At 65.1% G+C, this 23,601-nt stretch carries 23 protein-coding genes and 2 tRNA genes; 10 read left to right on the plus strand and 15 right to left on the minus strand.

Going from position 1 to position 23,601, the window contains the following annotated elements:
- The first annotated feature begins 39 nt into the window (after positions 1 to 39).
- Positions 40 to 351, plus strand: a complete 312-nt coding sequence (locus D7S86_RS08795; RefSeq protein WP_121085490.1) for a hypothetical protein — start codon at positions 40 to 42, stop codon at positions 349 to 351.
- Positions 351 to 833, plus strand: a complete 483-nt coding sequence (locus D7S86_RS08800) for a GNAT family N-acetyltransferase (protein ID WP_121085492.1) — start codon at positions 351 to 353, stop codon at positions 831 to 833. The genes D7S86_RS08795 and D7S86_RS08800 overlap by 1 nt, the downstream gene beginning before the upstream one ends.
- Before the next feature lie 45 nt (positions 834 to 878).
- Here D7S86_RS08800 and D7S86_RS08805 read toward each other — a convergent pair whose 3' ends face one another.
- From D7S86_RS08805 to pncB, 4 genes are all read right to left on the minus strand, one after another.
- Positions 879 to 2,261, minus strand: coding sequence for a DNA recombination protein RmuC (locus tag D7S86_RS08805; protein ID WP_121085494.1), 1,383 nt, complete (start codon positions 2,259 to 2,261; stop codon positions 879 to 881).
- Positions 2,258 to 3,253, minus strand: coding sequence for a 2-hydroxyacid dehydrogenase (locus D7S86_RS08810; protein ID WP_121085496.1), 996 nt, complete (start codon positions 3,251 to 3,253; stop codon positions 2,258 to 2,260). The genes D7S86_RS08805 and D7S86_RS08810 overlap by 4 nt, the downstream gene beginning before the upstream one ends.
- A gap of 59 nt (positions 3,254 to 3,312) precedes the next feature.
- Positions 3,313 to 4,779, minus strand: a complete 1,467-nt coding sequence (locus tag D7S86_RS08815; RefSeq protein WP_121086072.1) for a sodium:proton antiporter — start codon at positions 4,777 to 4,779, stop codon at positions 3,313 to 3,315.
- A 284-nt stretch (positions 4,780 to 5,063) separates the two neighbouring features.
- The gene (pncB, locus tag D7S86_RS08820) at positions 5,064 to 6,254 is read right to left on the minus strand and encodes a nicotinate phosphoribosyltransferase (RefSeq protein WP_121085499.1); all 1,191 of its coding nucleotides are present in this window, start codon (positions 6,252 to 6,254) and stop codon (positions 5,064 to 5,066) included.
- A 307-nt stretch (positions 6,255 to 6,561) separates the two neighbouring features.
- Here pncB and fdxA point away from each other — a divergent pair, with 307 nt between their 5' ends.
- From fdxA to D7S86_RS08840, 4 genes are all read left to right on the plus strand, one after another.
- Entirely contained in the window at positions 6,562 to 6,885 is a 324-nt protein-coding gene (fdxA, locus tag D7S86_RS08825) for a ferredoxin FdxA (RefSeq protein ID WP_121085501.1), read from the plus strand.
- Between the two features lie 178 nt (positions 6,886 to 7,063).
- Positions 7,064 to 7,139 (plus strand) — tRNA-Asn (locus D7S86_RS08830).
- 199 nt (positions 7,140 to 7,338) lie between these two features.
- A tRNA-Asn gene (locus D7S86_RS08835) sits at positions 7,339 to 7,414 on the plus strand.
- A 315-nt stretch (positions 7,415 to 7,729) separates the two neighbouring features.
- On the plus strand, positions 7,730 to 7,882 hold the full coding sequence (locus tag D7S86_RS08840) for a DUF3096 domain-containing protein (protein WP_121085502.1): 153 nt from the start codon (positions 7,730 to 7,732) through the stop codon (positions 7,880 to 7,882).
- Between the two features lie 72 nt (positions 7,883 to 7,954).
- Here D7S86_RS08840 and D7S86_RS08845 read toward each other — a convergent pair whose 3' ends face one another.
- Positions 7,955 to 8,203, minus strand: coding sequence for a hypothetical protein (locus D7S86_RS08845; RefSeq protein ID WP_121085504.1), 249 nt, complete (start codon positions 8,201 to 8,203; stop codon positions 7,955 to 7,957).
- Positions 8,204 to 8,547: 344 nt separating this feature from the next.
- Here D7S86_RS08845 and D7S86_RS08850 point away from each other — a divergent pair, with 344 nt between their 5' ends.
- Both D7S86_RS08850 and D7S86_RS08855 read left to right on the plus strand, forming a co-directional pair.
- A complete protein-coding gene (locus D7S86_RS08850) occupies positions 8,548 to 10,362 on the plus strand; it encodes a glycoside hydrolase family 15 protein (RefSeq protein ID WP_121085506.1) in 1,815 nt (604 codons plus the stop codon).
- A gap of 337 nt (positions 10,363 to 10,699) precedes the next feature.
- Positions 10,700 to 11,959: a polyhydroxyalkanoate depolymerase gene (locus D7S86_RS08855; RefSeq protein ID WP_121085508.1), complete on the plus strand. Its 1,260-nt coding sequence runs from the start codon at positions 10,700 to 10,702 to the stop codon at positions 11,957 to 11,959.
- A 188-nt stretch (positions 11,960 to 12,147) separates the two neighbouring features.
- Here D7S86_RS08855 and pdxR read toward each other — a convergent pair whose 3' ends face one another.
- From pdxR to upp, 10 genes are all read right to left on the minus strand, one after another.
- The gene (gene pdxR, locus D7S86_RS08860; protein ID WP_121085510.1) at positions 12,148 to 13,626 is read right to left on the minus strand and encodes a MocR-like pyridoxine biosynthesis transcription factor PdxR; all 1,479 of its coding nucleotides are present in this window, start codon (positions 13,624 to 13,626) and stop codon (positions 12,148 to 12,150) included.
- 277 nt (positions 13,627 to 13,903) lie between these two features.
- Positions 13,904 to 15,370, minus strand: coding sequence for a ribonuclease G (gene rng, locus D7S86_RS08865; protein ID WP_121085512.1), 1,467 nt, complete (start codon positions 15,368 to 15,370; stop codon positions 13,904 to 13,906).
- Between the two features lie 26 nt (positions 15,371 to 15,396).
- The gene (locus D7S86_RS08870) at positions 15,397 to 16,017 is read right to left on the minus strand and encodes a Maf family protein (RefSeq protein ID WP_121085514.1); all 621 of its coding nucleotides are present in this window, start codon (positions 16,015 to 16,017) and stop codon (positions 15,397 to 15,399) included.
- A 79-nt stretch (positions 16,018 to 16,096) separates the two neighbouring features.
- Positions 16,097 to 16,567 carry a 23S rRNA (pseudouridine(1915)-N(3))-methyltransferase RlmH gene (gene rlmH, locus D7S86_RS08875; RefSeq protein WP_121085516.1) on the minus strand — a complete coding sequence of 157 codons (471 nt, stop codon included), beginning with the start codon at positions 16,565 to 16,567 and terminating at the stop codon, positions 16,097 to 16,099.
- Entirely contained in the window at positions 16,567 to 17,193 is a 627-nt protein-coding gene (gene rsfS, locus D7S86_RS08880) for a ribosome silencing factor (RefSeq protein WP_121085518.1), read from the minus strand. Before rsfS ends, rlmH begins: the two co-directional genes overlap by 1 nt.
- Positions 17,194 to 17,196: 3 nt before the next feature.
- Positions 17,197 to 17,886: a nicotinate-nucleotide adenylyltransferase gene (locus D7S86_RS08885; protein ID WP_420813220.1), complete on the minus strand. Its 690-nt coding sequence runs from the start codon at positions 17,884 to 17,886 to the stop codon at positions 17,197 to 17,199.
- Positions 17,883 to 18,803 carry an oxygen-dependent coproporphyrinogen oxidase gene (gene hemF / locus D7S86_RS08890; RefSeq protein ID WP_420813213.1) on the minus strand — a complete coding sequence of 307 codons (921 nt, stop codon included), beginning with the start codon at positions 18,801 to 18,803 and terminating at the stop codon, positions 17,883 to 17,885. The genes D7S86_RS08885 and hemF overlap by 4 nt, the downstream gene beginning before the upstream one ends.
- Before the next feature lie 187 nt (positions 18,804 to 18,990).
- Positions 18,991 to 20,265 (minus strand): phosphoribosylamine--glycine ligase, encoded by a 1,275-nt coding sequence (purD, locus tag D7S86_RS08895; protein WP_121085524.1) that lies wholly within the window; start codon positions 20,263 to 20,265, stop codon positions 18,991 to 18,993.
- 45 nt (positions 20,266 to 20,310) lie between these two features.
- Complete coding sequence (locus tag D7S86_RS08900) at positions 20,311 to 21,039, minus strand: YebC/PmpR family DNA-binding transcriptional regulator (RefSeq protein ID WP_121085526.1); 729 nt, start codon at positions 21,037 to 21,039, stop codon at positions 20,311 to 20,313.
- A gap of 286 nt (positions 21,040 to 21,325) precedes the next feature.
- Positions 21,326 to 22,012 (minus strand): uracil phosphoribosyltransferase, encoded by a 687-nt coding sequence (gene upp / locus D7S86_RS08905; RefSeq protein ID WP_121085528.1) that lies wholly within the window; start codon positions 22,010 to 22,012, stop codon positions 21,326 to 21,328.
- A gap of 218 nt (positions 22,013 to 22,230) precedes the next feature.
- On the opposite strand from upp, the gene D7S86_RS08910 reads away from it, so the two are divergent.
- Positions 22,231 to 23,010 (plus strand): SDR family oxidoreductase, encoded by a 780-nt coding sequence (locus tag D7S86_RS08910; RefSeq protein ID WP_121085530.1) that lies wholly within the window; start codon positions 22,231 to 22,233, stop codon positions 23,008 to 23,010.
- 45 nt (positions 23,011 to 23,055) lie between these two features.
- Positions 23,056 to 23,445 (plus strand): methylglyoxal synthase, encoded by a 390-nt coding sequence (locus D7S86_RS08915; RefSeq protein WP_121085532.1) that lies wholly within the window; start codon positions 23,056 to 23,058, stop codon positions 23,443 to 23,445.
- The last annotated feature ends 156 nt before the right edge of the window (positions 23,446 to 23,601 follow it).

Genomic DNA, 23,601 nt, shown 5'->3' on the forward strand with positions numbered 1-23,601 from the left:
TGCCGGAACGCCGGACGCCCTTATTCATTCAGCTATTCCATGAGAAAGCAGATTTCGTACATCACGCCGGGGCAAACCGCGAAGGCGCTCATCCTGATCTATCTGACGTTCTCGGTCCCGATCGTGATCCTCGGTGCGCTCGTCGCGGCGATCCAGTCGGGCCTCGCGAGCGGCGGCCTGTCGAGTTCGTCGATCGCGAATATCGTGCTCGCGTTCTTCAGCGCGTTGATCCTCAACGCCCTGCTCGGCTTTGCGCTGCTCTGGATCGCCTGCCACGCCTACAACTGGGTCGCGGGCCGTTTCGGCGGTATCGAGATCGCGCTCACCGACGCCCCCGAGGACGACGACTGATGCAGTCCGCGTCGATTCGCTTCGCCCGCGCCGACGACGCCCGCGCGATCCATGGACTGATCGCCGAACTCGCCGACTTCGAACGTCTGACGGATCTGCTCGTCGCGACGCCCGAGTCGCTGCGCGATGCGCTCGCAGGCGACACGCCGCGCGTCGAATGTCTTGTCGCGGAGCGCGATGGCGTCGTCGTCGCCTACGCGCTGTTCTTCCACAACTATTCGACATTCCTCGGCCGGCGCGGCCTCTATCTCGAAGACCTCTACGTCAGTCCGGCCGCGCGCCGCGCAGGCCTCGCGACCGCGCTGCTGCGCAAGCTCGCCGCGATCGCGGTCGAACGCCGATGCGCGCGGTTCGAATGGACCGTGCTCGACTGGAACACGGCAGCGATCGCGTTCTACGAAAGTCTCGGCGCGACGGTCCTGCCCGACTGGCGCGTCGTACGCATGACAGGCGACGCGCTGACGGCCTTCGCCCAGCCATAGCGCGATCCGGCGCCCACTACCGGCCGCCGGCTCGCCGGTAGTGGGTTACCCGCCGGTCGAATCCCCGCGGACCCGATCCTCATCGTTCTCGCCGGCCGAGGCCGATTCATCGAACAACGCGCCCGTGCTCGCATCGTCGAACGCGCGCGCGACCGCTTCGCCGGGCAGCGCTTCGACATCGCGAAGCTTGCGCGACATGGAACGCGTCCGCACCTCCGCCGCCTCGATCGTGCGCGCGACGGTCTGCAATTGCGTCTTGGTCCGCGCGAGCACGTCGCCGAACTTGCCGAACTCCGTCTTGACCGCGCCGAGCACCTGCCAGACCTCGCTCGATCGCTTTTCGATCGCCAGCGTGCGAAAACCCATCTGCAAGCTGTTCAGCAACGCCGTGAGCGTCGTCGGGCCGGCGACCGAGATCCGGTAGTCGCGCTGGAGCGCGTCCGTCAAACCCGGGCGACGCAGCACCTCGGCGTAGAGCCCTTCGGTCGGCAGATACAGCAAGCCGAAATCGGTCGTATGCGGCGGCGCCACGTATTTTTCGGCGATCGTGCGGGCCTCGTGCCGCACGCGCTGATCGAGCGCGCGCACCGCCTCCTCGACGGCCGCCGGGTCGGCACGCTCCTGCGCGAGCACGAGTCGCTCGTAATCCTCGCGCGGAAACTTCGCGTCGATCGGCAACCAGACCGGCGATAGCGCACCGCCCACGCCCGCTGCACCGTCGTGACGTCCCGGCAGGCGAATCGCGAACTCCACGCGCTCGGCGCGCCCCGGCACCGTTGCGACGTTCTTCGCATACTGGTCGGGCGTCAGCACCTGTTCGAGCAAGGCTTCGAGCTGGACTTCGCCCCAGGTTCCGCGCGTCTTGACATTGGTCAGCACGCGCTTGAGGTCGCCGACGCCCGCCGCGAGCGTCTGCATTTCGCCGAGCCCGCGATGTACCTGCTCGAGCCGATCCGAGACGAGCTTGAACGACTCGCCGAGACGCTGTTCGAGCGTCGCATGGAGTTTCTCGTCGACCGTGCGCCGCATCTCGTCGAGCTTCGCCGCGTTGTTCGCCTCGATGTCCTTGAGCTTCTGCTCAAGCGTCGCGCGCACCTCGGCGAGCCGCCGCTCGTTGCCCTCCGACAGATGCGCGAGCTGCTGATTCAACGTGTCGCCGAAACGCTTGAGCGCAACGCTCTGCTCATCGCGACCGACCCGCGCGTTCTGCGCGATATCGGACCGGATCTCGCGTTCGAGCCGCTCGATCGCGCGTTGCTGCATCAGCGCCGCATCGTTCCAGCGATCGCCGAGTTCGTCGATCACGCGGTCGTCGACTCGGCCGCCCCTGCGCATCGACCACACAGCGAGCACGATCACGGCGATCAGCGCGACGACAAGCGCCACGCCGAGCAAGACGACGACCGTGCCCGATGCGTCTGCGCTCATGCAGCGCTCCAGCGCGCCATGACCTCGGGGTTGATCGGCGTCGGCGGATGGCCGGCTTGCGGCCCCTCGTTGAGCCCCGCGATCAGATTGTCGGCCGCGAGATTCGCCATCGCGCGCCGCGTCGCGAGCGTCGCGCTTCCGATGTGCGGCGTCAACACGACGTTCGGCAGATCGAGGAAGCCCGGATGAAGCTTCGGCTCGCCCTCGAAGACATCGAGCCCCGCCGCGCCGATCCGGCGTTCACGCAGCGCCTCGACCAGCGCCGCGTCGTCGACGATCCCGCCGCGCGCGATATTCGTGAGCGTCGCGGTCGGTTTCATCTGCGCGAGTTCGGCGGCGCCGATCGTATGGTGGCTCTCGGGCGTATAGGGCAGCACGAGCACGATGTGATCGGCCGTGCGCAAGAGCGTCGCCTTGTCGACGTATTCGGCGTTGAGTTCGCGTTCGATCTCGGGCGCGACACGCGAGCGGTTGTAATACACGACGCGCATGCCGAACCCCTTCGCGCGACGCGCGACCGCCTGCCCGATGCGTCCCATGCCGATCACGCCGAGCGTCGCGCCGTGAATGTCGACGCCCATGAGCATGTCGTACGACCAACGATCCCACGCGCCCGAGCGCAGCAGACGTTCGCTCTCGCTCATCCGGCGCGCGGCCGCCATCATGAGCGCCCATCCGAGATCCGCCGTCGTCTCGTTGAGCACGTTCGGCGTGTTCGTCGCGAGAACGCCCGCGCGCGTGAACGCGTCCATATCGAAGTTGTTGTAGCCGACCGCCATGTTCGACACGACGCGCAGACGCGGCGCCTGTTCGAGCACGGACGCGTCGATCACATTGCCCGCGACGAACGCGCCGTCCTTGTCGGCCAGCTTCGCGCCGAGCTCGGCACGCGTGTACATCTCGTCTGCTTGATTCGATTCGACGTCGAAATAGCGTGCGAGACGCTCGATGACATCGGGAAAAACGGCACGGGACACCAGGATTTTCTTCACTTCATGCTCATCCGGAATAAAGTCGCGTCGCGCGGGGGATCGCGATTCGCGAAATCGGTTTATCGAAAGAACAACACGCTCAATATCGCAAAAACAGGCAACAGGATAGCGCCTGACCACGCCATATAGCCAAAGAACCCCGGCATCGCGACACCGCGCGACTGCGCGATCGACCGGACCATGAAGTTCGGCGCGTTGCCGATATAGGTATTCGCGCCCATGAACACCGCGCCGGCCGAGATCGCCGTCAGCGTCGAGGCACCATGCGACATCAGTTGCTGCGCGTCGCCGCCCGCGATATTGAAGAACACGAGATACGTCGGCGCATTGTCGAGAAACGACGACAGCAGGCCGGTGACCCAGAAATACATGACGTCGTCGGGTCCGCCGTCGGGCTTCGCGACGCTTTGCGCGAGCCACGCGAACACGCCGTGTTCGCCCGCGCGCAGCATCGCGATCACCGGCGCGATCGTGATGAAGATGGCCGCGAACAGCTTCGCGACCTCGACGATCGGCATCCAGTCGAATGCGTTGCGTTCGCGGACCCCGCGCGGCGTGCAGGCGAGCGAGACGATCGCGACCGCGACGAGCACGATGTCGCGGACCGCGTTCTGCAGTTCGACGCGCGTGCCGAGCACATCGAACCCGATGCCGGGCCGCCAGAGACCGCTCGACAGCACCGCCGCGCTCACGACAACGAGCAGCGCGATATTGCGCTTGCCTTCGATCCAGATCGCGCCGGTGTCCGGCGTCGGGTCGGCAAACGCGCTGCGGTACTCGCCGGGCATGCGCGCGAAACGCAAATCGATCGCGAAAAACAACGCCAGCAGAACGAGCGAGACGACGAGCAGCGGCAACCCCAGATGGGTCGCCGTCCACGCGAACGTGACGCCGTTCAGAAAACCGAGAAACAGCGGCGGATCGCCGAGCGGCGTCAGCGCGCCGCCGGCATTCGCGACGAGGAAGATGAAGAACACGACGACATGCGCGCGGTGGCGCCGGTTGTCGTTCGCGCGCAGGACGGGCCGGATCAGCAGCATCGCGGCGCCCGTCGTGCCCATGACGCTCGCGAGCACGGTGCCGATCGCGAGCAGCGTGGTATTGGTCGCGGGCGTGCCGCGCAGATTGCCGCGCACGCCGATGCCGCCCGCGACGACATAGAGCGCGCAGAGCAAGACGATGAACGGCAAATACTCGTCGAACGCCGCGTGGACCACCGTCGCGAGCGCGGCATGGATCCCGGCCTGCACCGTGAACGGCGCCAGGAACGCCAGCGCCCAGACCGCCGCGATCTTGCCGTAATGGTGATGCCAGACGCGCGGCGCGCAGAGCGGAAACAAGGCGATCGAGAGCAACAGCCCCGCGAAAGGCAGTCCTGCGATCAGCGGCAGGCCCGCGGCATCGATTCCATGCGCGGCCGCTTGCGCATGCGCGGGATCGCCGGGCGACGCCGCATGGGCGGATGCGGCAAAGGATGCGGCCAACCACGCCCCTGCCGAGACCGGCGCCGCACGCACGGTACGCATCGTACGCACCGCGCCGACGGGGCGCGCGCCCCGCACGGCACGCCCCTCGCGCACACCGCGCACAGAAACCCTGCGGGATACGGCGCTCTCCACAGATTGAGCGTTCAAGCGACACCTCGGCAAACCGACAGGAAGGGGCACCAGCATAGTCCGCCCGCGTTCGTCATGCCGAGTCATCCGGATGGCCGGTGCGCATCCGAATCGGCGTCAATCGTCGGCTTCATGAGCCGACGCCACAAGTCGACGCCATGGGTCGACTCATGAATCGGCCTCACGAATCGGCGTCAAGCTTCGCCGACGGTCTGCTCGATCTCGAAGACCTGTCGCAGATAGGCGAGGTAGTGCTTGTCGTCGCACATGTTCTTGCCCGGCGAATCGCTGAGCTTCGCGACGGGCTGCCCGTTGCAGCGAACCATCTTGATCACGACCTGCAGCGGCGTATAGCCGAGATCGTTCGTCAGATTCGTGCCGACACCGAAGGCGAGCTTCGTGCGCCCCTTGAATCGTTCGTAGAGCTGTAACACTTTCGGAATATCGAGCGCGTCCGAAAACACCATGACCTTCGTCTTCGGATCGCAGCGATTGTCTTCGTAATGCCGGATCAGCCGCTCGCCCCATTCGAACGGATCGCCCGAATCGTGGCGCGCGCCGTCGAACAGCTTGCAGAAGTACATATCGAAGTCGCGCAGAAACGCCTTCATCCCGTAGACGTCGGACAGCGCGATGCCGAGGTCGCCGCGATACTCCTTCGCCCACATCTCGAAGCCATAGATCTGCGAATCGCGCAGCCGCGGCCCGAGCGCCTGGCACGCCTGCAGATATTCGTGGGCCATCGTGCCGAGCGGCGTCAGGCCGTGCTTGTAGGCGAAAAACACATTGCTCGTGCCGGCGAACTGATCGCGCAGCGTGTCCTTGAGCATCAGCACGACTTCCTCGTGCCAGCGCTTCGAGAAGCGGCGCCGCGTGCCGTAGTCGGCGATCCGGCACTCGCTGTAGTCGGCGTTCGCGCCGAGCAGGCGGATCTTCTCGGCGGCGCGCGCACGGCCCTCGGCATAGTCGGGATCGGTCTGCGTGTTGCGGAAGTACACCTCGTTGACGATCGCGAGCACGGGCACTTCGAACAGGATCGTATGGAGCCAGGGCCCGGTGATCTTGATTTCGATCTCGCCGTTGTGCTTCGGCGATGCCGTGACCTCGATATGACGTTCGTTCAGATGAAACAGCTCGAGAAAGTCGATGAAGTCCGACTTCATGAATCGCCAGCTGCGCAGATAGTCGAGCTCCTGCGGTGTGAACCGCAAGGCGCAGAGGCCGCGAATCTCGTCACGAATCTCGTCGATGTAGGGCGTGAGATCGATATCGGGCGTGCGGCACCGGAACGCGTACTCGACCTCGGCGGACGGGAAGTGATGCAACACCACCTGCATCATCGTGAACTTGTAGAGGTCAGTGTCGAGCAGCGAGGTAATGATCATGGGACGCGGGTCGGATCCGGAACGCAGGCGGGTCATGGTACCCGAAAGGTCCTAAACGCAGGGGGATACCCGGACGCCGCCCGCGCGCGGCATCAGGTCGCGGCCCGTAGACGCCGGATGAGGCACCAAACCGCACGCGAGACGCGCCATGCCGGCCCTCGACGTTCGCGTCCCGGATCCAATATGCAAATCACCAAACGATCTGATTTCGCGCGGACCCGGGTTCGGTCCGAGCCAGGCGTCTAGGCTACAATATCGGTTTTAGCGAAATGCCGTTGACGGCACCTACCGTTCTGCAGGAGTTTGCATGACTCACGTTGTGACCGAAAGCTGCATCAAATGCCGCTATACCGATTGCGTCGATGTATGCCCGGTGGATTGCTTCCGCGAAGGCCCGAATTTCCTCGCGATCGATCCGGATGAATGTATCGACTGCGCAGTCTGCGTGGCCGAATGCCCGGTCAATGCGATCTACGCCGAAGAAGACGTCCCCGGCGATCAGCAAGCGTTCACCGCGCTGAATGCCGAACTCGCGAAGAACTGGCCGAGCATCACGAAGACGAAGCCCGCGCTTCCCGAAGCCGAAGAATTCAAGGACGTGAAGGACAAGCTCGCGCTGCTCGTTCGCTGATTCCACGCGAGCAGTGCAATTCGCCGCGTGAGAGCAATGCGACGTGAACGGCACGCCGATGATGCGAGACCGATCGTCACGACGCAGAACCGATCCCGATGGATCCGCAGCGTAAAAAAAGCGCGCCAGACGCTTGACAGCATAGTGCCCACTCCATAAACTCTTGCTTCTCTGCTGTTCCCCGATAGCTCAGTTGGTAGAGCGCCGGACTGTTAATCCGTAGGTCCCTGGTTCGAGCCCAGGTCGGGGAGCCAAAAGCTTCAAAGCAAAAGGCCAGCACGATGATACTGTGCAGGCCTTTTGTGTTTTAAGACGTTGTGATTGAGTTTTAAAAAGTCGGTCTGATTATCCGCAGGACTTCCCACGGACATTCAACAGCAGGCGCTCGAATCATTCAGCGCGCGTGCATTGCCGATTTCAATTCGATTCAACACGACGTCGAATGGTTGCTGTTCCCCGATAGCTCAGTCGGTAGAGCGCCGGACTGTTAATCCGTAGGTCCCTGGTTCGAGCCCAGGTCGGGGAGCCAAAGGCTTCAAAAGCAAAAGGCCCGCATATCCATGCGGGCCTTTTGCTTTTCTGCATTCAACCGTATCCGGCATGGATGCGATTCATCCATGCGAGCGCAAACAAGCGCAGCGTCACACGCGACGCTGACATGTCCACACACCCCATCGACGCATCCGCATGCCGACCTCAACACGACGACCGACGTCGTCGTGTTCGTCGCGACGTTTACGATGCGTTTCTCATTTGCGACGGCCGTCCCGCGTCAGGTACGCTGCGTGCTTTTTGACACGCGATACCCCTCGCGTCCCGCCCCTCCCAACCTGAAGGAATCGCTATGAACGTTTCGCTGAGCCTGGGCCCGCTTGTTTCGCTGATCGCCGGGTGCCTGATCCTGATCATGCCGAATCTGCTCAACTACATCGTCGCGCTGTATCTGATCGTGATCGGCGTGATGGGCCTCTTCGGCGTCGGCGGCCTGCACATCTGAATCGCGCGGACGCGATGGACGATCCGCGTCACCGCCGGTCGGCCATCGCACGCTCCGTGCGAGGCATCGCGATCAGCCGTGAACGAGCTGATCGAGCCGCAGCTTGCCTTGGAGCGACAGCCCGCCGACCTCGTAGTGGCCGTGACTCCCATGAATGTGGACGAAGCAGCCGCGTTCCATGAGGAAGGTCGCGGTCGCGTCGAGACAGTTCTGCGACAAACCGAGATTCTGACAATTGAGCCGGACCACGTCTTGCGCGTCGGCGACGCGGCCCGCGGCGGACAACAAGGCAATGCAGTCGGATTTCGATGGCGTAAGCATGAACGCTCCCAAGATCTTGTGGATCGATGTTCAGCTGTGAATCGGCGAGGGCATCGGATCGATGTCCGGCGTGTGAGTCTCACGCGCGTCGCCGCATCTCGAATCCCGATTCTAATCGGCGAAAAATCGAACGCAAGCGTATCCATCACGCTCGAACCGCTTTTACATGCGGCAAATCGTCACAGGTCAATTCGTCTAAACCATGCGGTCGGATTGACCGATATCCAGATAGTCGACGGTCTCATCACGCGCAAACGATTGAACGATTCGTTACTATCGACATTCGTCGGCGAACCCCGGTGCGAGACGCGCGCCTCGTGCCTTTCGAACAGAAAATATTGCTTATGGCTGCTCGCATCGAAGACTACGCATTGATCGGAGATGGCCATACGGCCGCGCTCGTTTCCCGGGACGGATCCGTCGATTGGCTCTGCTGGCCGCGATTCGATTCGTCGGCCTGTTTCGCGGCGCTGCTCGGCACGCCCGACAACGGACGCTGGCTCATCGCGCCCCAAGAGGCGACGACGCACGTGCGCCGGCACTATCGCGACGGCACGCTGATTCTCGAAACGGACTACGAAACGTCGACGGGCAGCGTGACCGTCGTCGATTTCATGCCGCTGCGCAACGGATGGTCGGAGCTGATCCGGATCGTGTTCGGCAAGCGCGGGACGGTCGACATGAAGATGGAGATGGCGCTGCGCTTCGACTATGGCGCGGCCGTGCCCTGGGTCACGCGCCTGCCCGACGACTCGGGCCTGCGCGCGATCGCGGGGCCCGACATGGTGATCCTGCGGACCCCCGTCGATCTCGTCGGCGTGAATTTCCACACGGAAGCGCATTTCCGCGTCGAGGCCGGACAGGCGGTGCCGTTCACGCTCGCCTACGCGCCTTCGCATCACGCGCCGCCGCCCGCCGGCAATCCGCGCAATGCACTCGCGAAGACCGAGAACTATTGGCGCGAATGGACGGGGCGCAGCACGGTCGAAGGCCGCTACGCGGAGCCGATCCAGCGCTCGCTGATCACGCTCAAGGCGCTCGCTTACGAACCGACGGGCGGCATCGTCGCCGCGCCGACGACGTCGCTGCCCGAAGCGATCGGCGGCACGCGCAACTGGGACTACCGCTACACCTGGCTGCGCGACGCGACGATCACGCTGCTCGCGCTCATGCGCTGCGGGTACTACGACGAGGCCGGCAAATGGCGCGACTGGCTCGCGCGCGCGATCGCGGGCTCGCCGGACCAGCTCCGGATCATGTATGGCCTCGCGGGCGAGCGGCGCCTGCCCGAATGGGAAGTGCCCTGGCTGTCGGGCTATGAAAACTCGCAGCCCGTGCGTATCGGCAATCAGGCGGTCGACCAGCTCCAGCTCGACGTCTACGGCGAAGTCATGAACGCCCTCTATGTCGCGCGCGCGGGCGGCCTGCCGGCCGACGAGACGTCGTGGCCGATCCAGAACGCGCTCGTCGATCATCTCGCGACGATCTGGACCCAGCCCGACGAAGGCATCTGGGAAGTCCGCGGCGGCCGGCAACACTTCACGTTCTCGAAGGTCATGGCATGGGTCGCCGTCGATCGCGCGATCAAGTCCGTCGAGCGCTTCGGCGTCGACGGCCCGCTCGACGCGTGGCGCACGCTGCGCGAGCGCATCCACGCCGATGTCTGCGCGAACGCCTGGAGTCCGAAGCGACAGGCCTTCACGCAGGCCTACGGCAGCGACAACCTCGATGCGAGCGTGCTGCTCATGTCCTTGCTCGGCTTCCTGCCGGCGAGCGATCCGCGCATGCGCAGCACGATCGAGGCGATCGAGAAGGATCTGACCGACGGCGGGCTCGTGATGCGCTACCGGACCGAACATACGGCCGACGGCCTGCCGCCCGGGGAGGGCACCTTCCTCGCCTGCAGTTTCTGGATGGCCGACAATCTCGCGCTGATCGGCCGCCGCGACGAGGCGCACGCGCTTTACGAGCATCTGCTGTCGCTGCGCAACGACGTCGGCCTGCTTGCGGAGGAATACGACGTGATCCGGCAGCGTCAGGTCGGCAATTTCCCGCAGGCGTTCTCGCACGTCGCGCTGATCCACACGGGTCTGAATCTCATGCGCCACGAGCAGTCGATCGCACAGGCGGCCGGCCAGCCGGCGAGCACCGAGGCGTGAAATCCCCCATGCGCGGTACGCCAAAATGCGCCGCAGCAAAAGAAGGAACAACGGGTTCGAAGCAAAACGACATTTCGCAACGCGTCATTTACACGACACGATGACGCGCACATACTCCCTAAACCTCTGGTAAAAAAGCATTTTTATGGAATGCTGCCATGCGGCACAAGGGTTTGTCCCGTATGATGGCGGAACATATATCAGTGGTAGAGTCAATGCCAGTCCGATTTTTGCTGCAATGCAGCGCCGGCAGGCTCGCCCGCCCCGTGCAATACATGGATTTTGTTGAACCACGCTGACGCCAGTCCGGCGGTCGGCGGTGAGATCAGGAAGCGCGATGCTTTACCAACTACACGAAATACAGCGTGCGTTCTGGGGCCCGTTCACCGCATGGGCGGAAGCGGCTTCCAAGTCGTTCGTGAATCCCGCGAGTCCGCTCGCGTACGTGCCGGGCGCCTCGCGCCTCGCCGCGGGCTACGAGCTCATGTACCGGCTCGGCAAGGACTATGAAAAGCCCGAATTCGATATCAAGGCCATCGAGAAGGACGGCCTGAGCATTCCGATCGTCGAGCAGACGATCATCGAAAAGCCCTTCTGCCGTCTGATGCGCTTCAAGCGGTATTCGGACGACGCGAAGGAAGTCAGCGTCATGAAGGAAGAGCCCGTCGTGCTCGTCTGCGCGCCGCTCTCGGGCCACCACGCGACGCTGCTGCGTGACACGGTCCGCACGCTGCTCCAGGATCACAAGGTCTACATCACCGACTGGATCGACGCGCGGATGGTGCCGTTCGACGAAGGCGCGTTCCACCTCGACGACTACATCGCGTATATCCAGGACTTCATCCGCCATATCGGCGCGAAGAACCTCCACGTGATCTCGGTCTGCCAGCCGACCGTGCCGGTCCTCGCCGCGATTTCGCTGCTCGCGAGCCGCGGTGAAGACACGCCGCTCACGATGACGATGATGGGCGGCCCGATCGACGCGCGCAAGAGCCCGACCGCGGTCAACTCGCTCGCGACGAAGCACTCGTACGAGTGGTTCGAGAACAACGTGATCTACACGGTGCCGTCGAACTATCCGGGCGTCGGCCGCAAGGTTTATCCGGGCTTCCTCCAGCACACGGGCTTCGTCGCGATGAACCCCGAGCGGCACCTGACCGCGCACTGGGAGTTCTACGAGAATCTCGTGCGCGGCGACGAAGAAGATGCCGATGCGCATCGCCGCTTCTACGACGAATACAACTCCGTGCTCGATATGGCGGCCGAGTATTACCTCGAGACGATCCGGATCGTGTTCCAGGAATTCCGGCTCGCCGAAGGCACATGGGTCGTCGAGGGCGAGCCCGTACGCCCGCAGGACATCAAGACCACGGCGCTGTTCACGATCGAGGGCGAACTCGACGATATCTCGGGCGACGGCCAGACGCGCGCGGCGCATGAGCTGTGCACGAGCATTCCGGCCGATTCGCGTCGTCATTTCACGGCCGAGAAGTGCGGCCACTACGGCATCTTCTCGGGCCGCCGCTGGCGCAACATCATCTATCCGCAGATTCGCGACTTCATCAACGAGCATCAGCCGGAGACGGTGGCCGCCTGAGGCGGTGAACTGACCGGATGACGTGGCCTGATGACGCGGCCTGATGACCAGGGCGTCCTGACAGGGTCGTGCGCCGCATGCAGTCACACCGCTTCGGCATCGACGCGACCGCTTGAACGACGGCCGCCGGATTCGAGATCCGGCGGCCGTTTTGTTTTTGCGCCCTACCCGATCACCTGCCCGGCCACCTACACGGTCAGCTCGCGCAGCACGCCCGCAAGCCGGCCGAGACCTCGATCGATCGTATCGGCATCGACCCCGCCGTAACCGAACAGGAACCCGTTTCGCGCGGGCGCCTTGTTGAAGAACATCGAGAGCCCGTGCAAGCCCACGCCGGCCTCGCGCGCGGCCCCGATCACGCGCGCCTCGTCGAGCGGCGGCGCGAGCAACGCGACAAGGTGGATGCCCGCGACCGGCACGATCGGATCGAGCCACGCCGAGAGTCCGCCGTGCAGATGCGCGAGCACGCGCTCGCGCCGCGCCGAATAGTGCTTGTGGATGCGGCGCAGATGCTTGGCGAAATCGCCGCCGAGCATGAACTGCGCGAGCGCGCTCTGCGTGAGCGCGCAACTGTGATGATCGGTCACGAAGCGGACCTTGAGCAGCGCATCGACGAGCGTCGCGGGCGGCACGCAATAGCCGATCCGCAGCTCGGGAAAGATCGTCTTCGAGAACGTGCCCACGTATGCGACGAGCCCCGCCCGGTCGAGACTCTTGAGCGGTTCCATCGGCCGTCCCTCGAAACGAAACTCGCCGTCGTAGTCGTCCTCGATGATCAACGCGCCGCGATGCCGCGCCCATTCGAGCAATTCGACGCGGCGCTCGAGACTCATCGGCATGCCGAGCGGAAACTGGTGCGACGGCGTCACGTAGACGATCCGCGCATCGTCGGGAAGCTTCGCGACGACGAGCCCCTGTGCATCGACGGGAATATCGGCGACGCGCGCGCCGAGCGCCGCGAAACACGAGCGCACCGGCGGATAGCCGGGATCCTCGACGGCCACGACGTCGCCGGGCCGGATCATCACGCGAGCGAGCAGATCGATCGCCTGCTGCGCGCCCTGAGTGACGACAACCCCGTCGGGATCGCTCGCGACTGCGCGGCTATACGCGAGGTAGCGCGCGATCGCGAGCCGCAGATCGGGATCGCCCGCGGCCTCGCGATAGGTGCCGCGCCCGCGCGCCTGGATGCGCAACGCATGATGCACGCAGCGCCGCCACGCATCGAACGGGAATTGCGTCTTGTCCGTCACGCCGCCCGCGAAATCGGCGTCGAGCGCGTCGGTAGGCCGCGGCAACGAGCGCGCATCGGTGAACGCGCCCCAGACCGGCAACGCGCGCGGCAGCACGGTTTTGTGCCGCGCGTGCGAAGCATCGGCCGTCGACGGCGCGGACTGCCCGCGTTCGGTCTTGGCAGGCAGCCGCATCAGCCCCTCGGCGACGAACGTCCCGTCGCCGGGACGCGAGACCAAATACCCCTCGGCGCCGAGACGTTCGAAGGCTTCGAGCGTCGTCTTGCGCGAAACGCCGAGTTGCGTCGCGAGATCGCGCGTCGACGGCAACCGTTCGCCGGCCGGCAAGCGTCCGTCGAGGATGCCCGAGCGCAACTGCCGGTAGAGTTGCCCCGTCAGATCGCGACGGCCTTCAATCGTGATGTGGATATCCATCGATCTGGTCTCGATCCCGGCGCGCGCTTCGGCGCTGTCGGCCGGCCGGCGCCTTCGAAGTCCATACGCATCGATGCACGCCGATCCGCTGCCTTGCGCGCGTACGTGCGTCGAAATGCAACTGCTATCGTTACGTTTACCCCGCACACCGAACGTGACGAAACGCGACGGAGCGGCCCTTCAAGCATGCGCGATGCACCGTATGCGACGCTCGGTGCGCTGCGCCTCAATCTTCGCGCTCGACGGCTCCGCGCATCGGCCCAACGCGACCGGCGCGTTACATGAGCACGATGTCGTACTGCTCCTGACTCAGATTGTTCTCAACCTGTAGCGAGACCGGCTTCCCGATGAAGTCGCAGAGCATCGCGAGATGCTGCGACTCTTCTTCGAGGAACAAATCGATGACCGTCTGCGACGCGACGACCCGGAATTCGCGCGGATTGAACTGGCGCGACTCGCGCAGGATCTCGCGCAGCACGTCGTAGCAGACCGTGCGCGGGGTCTTGACCTGGCCCTTGCCCAGGCACGTCGGACACGGCTCGCAGAGCACGTGCGCGAGCGACTCGCGCGTGCGCTTGCGCGTCATCTCGACGAGGCCGAGCTGCGAGAACCCGTTGACCGTCACGCGCGTGCGATCGCGCGACAACGCCTTCTTGAGCTCGCTCAGCACCTGATCGCGATGCTCGGCGTTCTCCATATCGATAAAGTCGATGATGATGATGCCGCCGAGATTGCGCAGCCGGAGCTGGCGCGCAATCGTATGCGCGGCTTCGAGATTGGTCTTGAAGATCGTATCGTCGAAGTTGCGCGCGCCGACATACCCGCCCGTGTTCACATCGATCGTCGTCATCGCCTCGGTCTGATCGATCATCAGATAGCCGCCCGACTTCAGATCGACACGACGCGATAACGCGCGTTCGATCTCGGTCTCGATGTTGTAGAGATCGAACAACGGACGCTCGCCGACATAGTGATGGAGCTTCGGATTGACCGCCGGCGTGAATTGCGTCGCGAACTCGACGAGCTTCTGAAAGGTTTCGCGCGAATCGACGAGCACCTTCGTCGTCTCGTCGCTCACGAAATCGCGCAGCACGCGCTGCGCGAGATTCAGGTCTTCGTAGAGCACCGACGGCGCGGGCACGCGCAAGGCCTGGCTCTGGATCGTCGCCCATGTCTTGCGCAGATAAGCGACGTCGTTCGCGAGTTCCTCGCTCGTCGAGTCCTCGGCGATCGTACGCACGATATAGCCGCCCTTCTCCTCGGGCGGCAGCACCGAGGTCAGGCGCGCGCGGACCGCTTCGCGCTCGGCCTCGCTCTCGATCTTCTGCGAGATGCCGATATGCGGCTCCTGCGGCAAATAGACGAGCGTGCGGCCCGCCACGCTGATCTGCGTCGACAGACGCGCGCCTTTCGTACCGATCGGATCCTTGATGACCTGGACCATCAGCGTCTGCCCGTCGAAGACGGTCTTCTCGATCGGCTGCAACGGTGCGTTATGCGATTCGCCGGGCACGCGCGGATGCCAGATATCCGCGACGTGCAGGAACGCGGCGCGTTCGAGGCCGATGTCGATGAAGGCCGACTGCATGCCGGGCAGCACGCGCACGACCCGGCCGAGATAGACGTTGCCGACGCGTCCGCGCGAGAGCGTGCGCTCGACATGAAGCTCCTGCACGGCACCCTGCTGAACGATTCCAACCCGGGTCTCCTGCGGCGTGATGTTGATCAGGATGTCTTCGTTCATGTTCTCGTTATGGGGCTGGATCGGTATCAGAATTCGACACGCGCGGCGCGCAATAGCGCGGCCGTTTCGTACAAAGGCAAACCCATGATACCGGAATAGGACCCTTCGATTTGCGCCACGAATTCGGCCGCGCGGCCCTGTATGCCGTAGGCGCCCGCCTTGCCGAAGGGTTCGCCGCTCGCGACATAGGCGTCGATCTGCGCGGCGCGCATCGGCGCGAAACGCACGGTCGAGATCGACAACGCCGCGTGCACGCCGTGCGTGCCGCCGACCGCGACGGCGGTCAGCACCTGATGCTCGCGTCCCGCGAGCCGCGCGAGCATATCGGCCGCGTGCGCGGCATCGGCCGGCTTGCCGAGGATCGCGCCGTCGACCGTGACGGTCGTGTCGGCGGTCAGGATCGGCGCGCTGGCGAGCGGACTCGCGCGCAGACGCTCGAACGCCGCCGACGCCTTGGCCTCGCAGACGCGCACGACATAGTCGCGCGCCGACTCGCCCGGCCGTTCGGCCTCGAGCGCTTCGGCTGCGGCGGGGTCGTCGGGCAGCAGCAACTCGAAACGCACGCCGATCTGGCCGAGCAACTCGCGGCGGCGTGGACTTTGCGAGGCGAGATAGATAAAAGCGGACGGCGCGGGAGTCGGTTGCATCGGATGGCCAAAGTGTGGGATCGGAACGTACGGCGCGTGAATGCGCCCATCGGTGCGCGCGCGGATGGCGGCGCGCGGACTACGCGCGGTGATACGGATGGTTCTGCGTGATCGTCCACGCACGATACAACTGCTCGGCGAGCAGGACACGCACCATGCCGTGCGGCAGCGTGAGGCTCGAAAGCCGCAGCAGTGTGTCCGCGCGCGACTTGATCGCGGGGTCGAGGCCGTCGGCGCCGCCGATGACGAACGCCACGTCGAGACCGTCCTGCTGCCAGCGCGGCAGGGCCTGTGCGAGCTGCATCGTCGTCCAGTCCTTGCCGTGTTCGTCGAGCGCGACGAGCCGTGCCTTCTTGGGTAACGCGGCCTCGATGCGTTGCCGCTCGATCGCCATGACCGTTTCGGCCGTGCGCGCGCCCGAGCGCAGCTCGGGCTTGATTTCGATGAGTTCGATGCGCAGCTCGGGCGGCATGCGTTTCGTGTATTCGGCAAAACCGCTCGCGATCCAGTCGGGCATCTTGTGCCCGACCGCAAGCACGTGGAGCTTCATCAGCCCGCCGAACGGGGCGTTTTGCGCGCGGCCGTCTTGCGGGGCGCGGCCGTCTTCGCGGCAGTCTTCTTGGCCGCGACCTTCTTCGCGGGCGCCGCACCGGACGCCGTCTTCTTCGCGGGCGCGCGCTTGGCCGACGCATCGCCGGTCGCCGTCTTCTTGGCGGCGGTCTTCTTGACCGCGGCGGTCTTCGCGCCCGTCTTGCGCGCGGGCGCGGCGTCCTCGTCGCCGTCGTCTTCATCGTCGTCGGCCGTCACGCGCGCGCCGCCGAAGGCCGAACTCGTGCTGAGCTTGACCTTGACGGGCTTGTCGCCCCAGATCTCTTCGAGGTTGTAGTACTGGCGCAGCGCGGGCTGCATGATATGCACGACGCAGTCGCCGCAATCGACGAGCACCCATTCGCCGACGTCCTCGCCTTCGGTGCTCACGATCTCGCCGCCGGCTTCCTTGACGAACTCGCGCACGCTGTTCGCGAGCGCCTTGGTCTGGCGGTTAGACGTACCGCTTGCGACGATCACGCGATCGAACAGCGAGGTCAGATGGGTCGTGTTGAAGACCTTGATGTCCTGCGCCTTGACGTCTTCGAGACCGTCGATGATGACGCGCTGCAGCTTGGTGATGTCCATTGTTTACGACTGATAAAGGTGATGTTGCCGGATATAGTGCCAGACATTGGCCGGCACATGCTCCGAGGTGGGGTCCTGCGCGGCGAGCCGGCTGCGCAGATGCTCGCGGATCTCGGTCGCCGAGATATCGAGCGCGAGCGCCTCGTCGATCAGTATATGACCCCGCGGCGATTGCGCGAGCACGTCGGCCGGCGCGAGCCGGCGTCCGATCTCGGCGCGCAACGTGTCCGATTCGATATCGCGCACGGCGAATCCGGGCCGCGATTCGGCGCACAAATGTGCATGATCGAACAATTGCCGCCATTCATGCCACGTGTCGAGCCGCACGAGCTGATCGCCGCCGATCAGATAGCAGAGCGACGGCGACGCCCCGATACGCTCGCGCCAAAGCGCCAGCGTATCGACCGTGTACGTCGGACGGTCGCGGTCGATCTCGTCGGTCGCCACACGCACACGCGTGCCGGGCAGCGTGAGCTGCTCGGCGGCGAGCCGCGTCATCGCGAGCCGATGCGCGGCGCTCGACACGCCCGCCTTCTGATACGGCTGGCCCGCGGGCAAGAGCACGAGCTCGTCGAGCGCGAGCAGTCCGGCAAACCGGCGCGCGAGCGCAAGGTGGCCGTCGTGGATCGGATCGAACGTTCCGCCCAGGATGCCGATACGCGTGCGCGCGCCGTGGTTCCCTTGCACGATCAGACCCAGGCCCGCGGCACGAGAAAGTCCGTGTACAGCCGCTGCTCTTCCGAAGCCGGTTCGGGCTTCCAGTCATAACGCCAATGCGCGACGGGCGGCATCGACATCAGGATCGATTCGGTGCGGCCGCCGCTCTGGAGTCCGAACAGCGTGCCGCGATCGAACACGAGATTGAACTCGACATAGCGGCCGCGCCGGTAGCATTGGAACGCGCGCTCGCGTTCGCCGTACGGATGCGCATGACGGCGCTCGACGATCGGCTGATAGGCGCTCAGGAACGCATCGCCGACGCTGCGCATCATCGCGAAGCCCTGCTCGAAGCCGAGTGCGTTGAAGTCGTCGTAGAAAATGCCCCCGATGCCGCGCGGCTCGTTCCGATGCTTGAGGAAGAAGTATTCGTCGCACCAGGTCTTGAAGCGCGGATACAGGTCCATGCCGAACGGATCGAGCGCGTCGCGGCAGACCGTATGGAAATGCCGCGCGTCGTCCTCGAAGCCGTAGTACGGCGTCAGGTCCATGCCGCCGCCGAACCAGAACACGGGCGCTTCGGTCGGATGCACGGCGACGAACACGCGCACGTTCATATGCACGGTCGGGCAATACGGATTCACGGGATGCAGCACGAGCGACACGCCGAGCGCCTCGAAGCCGCGGCCCGCGAGTTCGGGCCGCGCGGCCGTCGCCGACGGCGGCAGACGATCGCCCTTGACGTGCGAAAAACCGACGCCGCCGCGCTCGAAGATCGCGCCGTCCTCGATGATCTGCGAGCGGCCGTTGCCGCGCAGCGGATCGGACGGCAGTTTTTCCCACGCGTCGGTCGTGAAAGACGTGCCGTCGAGCGCGCCCAGGGTATCGGTGATGCGCGTCTGCAATCCGAGCAAATAGTCGCGCACTGCGTTCAGATCGAGTGAAGCATTCATCAGGTCAGTTTCCAGCGAAAAGAGGCCCCCGTCGAAGGCCTCGCGCCGTGCACGCGTCGTGCGGCCGGGCCTGCGCCGGAACAGTGCCGCGCCGAGGGGCGCGGTCCGCCTCAGTATCGCAGGCGGCCCGGACGCATGGCTTGCTTCAGGTCAAGTCCTCGCAGACACGCGATCGGCCGCGCGCGCGTCAGTGCTTGCGATTGAGCGCGCGATACCCGATGTCGCGCCGGTACTGCATGCCGTCGAACTCGATCCGGTTGATCGTTTCGTATGCGGCCGATTGCGCGCCGCGCACCGAATCCGACAACCCGACGACGCACAGCACGCGGCCGCCCGTCGTCGTGAGCGTATCGCCGTCGAGCGTCGTGCCCGCATGGAACGTGACCGACGTTTCGGTCTCGGCCGGAATGCCCGAGATCCGGTCGCCCTTGCGCGGCGCCTCCGGATACCCGTGCGCGGCCAGCACGACGCCGAGCGCCGTGCGGCGATCCCAGCTCAGCTCGACCGCGTCGAGTTCGCCGCTGATCGCGGCTTCGACGACCTTCGAGAAATCGCCCTTGAGCCGCGACATGATCGGCTGCGTCTCGGGATCGCCCATGCGGCAGTTGAATTCGAGCGTCTTCGGATTGCCTTGCGCGTCGATCATGAGACCCGCATAGAGAAAGCCCGTGTAGCGGATGCCTTCTTTCTCCATGCCGCGGATCGTCGGCTGGATGATCTCGCGCATGACGCGCGCATGCAGTTGCGGCGTCACGATCGGCGCGGGCGAATACGCGCCCATGCCGCCCGTGTTCGGCCCCTGGTCCGCATCGAGCAGACGCTTGTGGTCCTGGCTCGACGCGAGCGGCAGCACATGCTTGCCGTCGACCATCACGATGAAGCTCGCTTCCTCGCCGCTCAGGAATTCCTCGATGACGACGCGCGCGCCGGCGTCGCCGAGCGTGTTGTCCGCGAGCATCGAATCGATCGCCGCATGCGCTTCGTCGAGCGACATCGCGACGACGACACCCTTGCCCGCCGCGAGGCCGTCGGCCTTGATGACGATCGGCGCGCCCTTGCTGTCGACATACGCATGCGCGGCCGCGACATCGGTGAACGTCTCGTACTCGGCCGTCGGAATGCCATGGCGCTTCATGAACGCCTTCGCGAAGTCCTTCGAGCTTTCGAGCTGGGCCGCTTCCTGCGTCGGTCCGAACACCTTGAGACCGCGCGAGCGGAACAGATTCACGATGCCCGCCGCGAGCGGCGCCTCGGGTCCGACGAGCGTGAACGCGATGCCTTCCTTGACGACGAAGTCGGCGAGCGCCGACAGGTCGGTTATCGGCACGTTGCGCATGCGCTCGTCGAGCGCGGTCCCGCCGTTGCCCGGCGCGACGTACACGATCTGCACACGCGGCGATTGCGCGAGCTTCCATGCGAGCGCGTGTTCGCGCCCGCCCGAACCGACCACCAGTACCTTCATGTGAATCCCCGAAACTTTGAAATCCGTGCTGCCGGCGCAGAGGCGCTATGCCTCGTCGATCACCGCGTTTGTATACACTTCCTGGACGTCGTCGAGATTCTCGAGCACGTCGAGCAGCTTCTGCATCTTGACCGCGTCCTCACCCGTAAAGGTGACTTCGGTTTGCGGCTTCATCGTGACTTCGGCGAGTTCCGCCTTGAAGCCCGCGGCCTCGAGCGCGGCCTTCACGCGTTCGAAGTCGTTCGGCGGGCAGATGACTTCGATGCTGCCGTCGTCGCTCGTCGAGACATCCTCCGCGCCCGCTTCGAGCGCGGCGTCCATGAGCGCCTCTTCCGACGTGCCCGGCGCAAACACGAATTGGCCGACGTGATCGAACATGAACGACACCGATCCGTCGGTGCCCATATTGCCGCCATGCTTCGAGAACGCGTGACGCACTTCGGCGACCGTGCGCGTGCGGTTGTCGGTCATCGTGTCGACGATGATCGCCGCGCCGCCGATGCCATAGCCTTCGTAGCGGATTTCTTCGTAGTTCGCGCCTTCGAGACCGCCCACGCCGCGCTGGATCGCGCGTTGGACGTTGTCCTTGGGCATGTTCGCCTCGGCTGCCTTGTCGGCCGCGAGCCGCAGACGCGGATTCGCATTGATGTCGCCGCCGCCGAGACGCGCCGCGACCGTGATTTCCTTGATCAGACGCGTCCAGATCTTGCCGCGCTTCGCGTCCGTGGCGGCTTTCTTATGCTTGATGTTGGCCCATTTGGAATGACCGGCCATAGTGTCTCTCCGTGGCACGCGATCCCGCGTGCGCTGCTATATCAGTGTGCTTTCGTTACAGGGCGCGTTATCCGGCGCGAACCCGCGCGGCACTTGCGCCGCGCCGCCGGCCATGCCGCCGCGAACCGCGCGTCGCGCGCGCGGCGTGCCGTTTCAGCCGGACCGCGATTTTAGCATGCCGCCCCTTTCCGCTCGGGTCGGCCCGGATCTGAGCGCGTCCGAGCAGGTTCTTTGAGATGCGCGCGGCCCCTCATACCGCGCCGCGCGCGATGCGCGGCGGCATCGATCAGTTCTTCGTGCCGAACAGACGGTCGCCCGCGTCGCCGAGACCCGGCACGATGTACGCATGTTCGTTCAGATGCGAATCGAGCGAGGCGACGAACAACTGGACGTCGGGATGCGCATCGTGGAACACCTGAACGCCCTCGGGCGCGGCAACCAGCGCGAGGAACCGGATCGCGTCGCCCGACACGCCGCGCTTCTTGAGCACGTCGACCGCGTACGCGGCCGAGTAACCGGTCGCGACCATCGGATCGCAGAGGATGAACGTGCGCTCCTCGAGATCGGGCGGCAGCTTGACGAGATATTCGACGGGACGGTGCGTATCGTCGCGATAAACGCCGATATGCCCGACGCGCGCCGACGGCACGAGTTCGAGCAGGCCGTCGGACATGCCGATGCCGGCGCGCAGCACGGGCACGATCGCGAGCTTCTTGCCCGCGATGACGGGTGCGTCGTATTCGACGAGCGGCGTCTCGATCGGGCGCGTCGTCAGCGGCAGGCTCCGCGTGATCTCATAGCCCATGAGCAGCGTGATCTCGCGCAGGAGATCGCGGAACGTGCGCGTCGACGTGTTCTTGTCGCGCATATGCGTGAGCTTGTGCTGGATCAGCGGGTGATTCAGGATCGTCAGATTCGGGAAGCGCGGGTCAAACTGGGTGCCCAGGGGCGTATCGGTTGTGCTGGCGGTCATGGCCGGGTGAGTTCGATGGGCTTCGGCGCGAAGCGGAACGATGGGGTCGGCGCGCGGCCGGCTCGCCGCGAACCGGCCAACCGCCGTGCGGCGTGTTTGCGAAGTGTAGCGAATTTGCGCGCGGCCGGGCATGGCGCGTCCGCGGAACAGGCGACGCCGGTTTCGATCCCCCATAAAATAAACGCCTCGAAAAACGAAGCAGGCTTCTGGAGAACACGATGGACATGGGAATTGCGGGACGCCGGGCGCTGGTCTGTGCGTCGAGCAAGGGACTCGGGCGCGCGAGCGCGCTCGCGCTGGCGGCCGAGGGCGTCGAGGTCACGATTCTCGCGCGCACCCGCGAGACGGTCGAGCGCACGGCCGATGAGATCCGCGCGGCGACCGGGGCGACGGTCCATGCGCTCGCCTGCGACATCACGACCCCCGAGGGACGCGCCGCCGCGCTCGCGCGCTGCCCCGAGCCCGATATCCTCGTCAACAACGCGGGCGGGCCGCCGTCGGGCGACTTCCACGACTGGGACCGCGACGCCTGGATCGCGGCGCTCGACGCGAACATGCTCACGCCGATCGAATTGATCCGGCAGACGATCGACGGCATGGTCGCGCGCCGCTTCGGCCGCGTGGTCAACATCACGAGTTCGTCGGTCAAGGCGCCGATCGGTCATCTCGGCCTGTCCAACGGCGCACGCTCGGGGCTCACGGGCTTCGTGGCCGGCATCGCGCGCAAATATGTCGCGCACAACGTGACGATCAACAATCTGCTGCCGGGGTCGTTCGACACCGATCGGATCGCGAAGATGCTCGCCACGGCCGCGAACGCGAGCCAGGTCGGCATCGACGAGATTCGCGCGCAGCGCGAGCAAGGCATTCCCGCGCGGCGCTTCGGCCATCCCGACGAATTCGGCAAGGCGTGTGCGTTTCTGTGCAGCGCGCACGCGGGCTATATCACGGGCCAGAACTGGCTTATCGACGGCGGCGCGTATCCGGGCACGTACTAGCGCCCCCTCCTCTCGATCACCCACACACAACAAGGAATACGGGTCATGAAACACCGGATCGCGCTGATCGCGCACGACCGCAAGAAAGACGACCTCGTCGCGCTCGCCGGCGGCTACGTCGAGACGCTCCAGCGCTGCGACCTCGTCGCGACGGGCACGACGGGACAACTGCTGATCGACAAGTGGAAGCTCGTCGTCGAGCGCAAGCTCTCCGGCCCGCATGGCGGCGATCTGCAGATCGGCGCGGAACTCGCCGAAGGCCGCGTGCAGATGGTCATCTTCCTGCGCGACCCCATGACGCCGCAGCCGCACGAACCCGATATCAATGCCCTCGTGCGCGCATGCGACGTCCATAACGTCGCCTGCGCGACGAACCTCTCGACCGCGCGCCTGCTGCTCGACCAGCTCGTGATCGACGTCGCCCGCGCGAACTGACCTCGTGCCCCGATCGACGCCATCGACCGACCGGGGCGCGCGCATTCCATAAGCGCGTTAATCAATTTGCCATCTTCGACCTCTACTATCACGGCGAGCGGGGCCGGGGTGCTCACAAGGCATGCCCCGCAATGCAAATAAAAGAGGTCGACCACC

It is taken from the genome of Pararobbsia silviterrae, assembly GCF_003628125.1.
Lineage (GTDB): Bacteria > Pseudomonadota > Gammaproteobacteria > Burkholderiales > Burkholderiaceae > Pararobbsia > Pararobbsia silviterrae.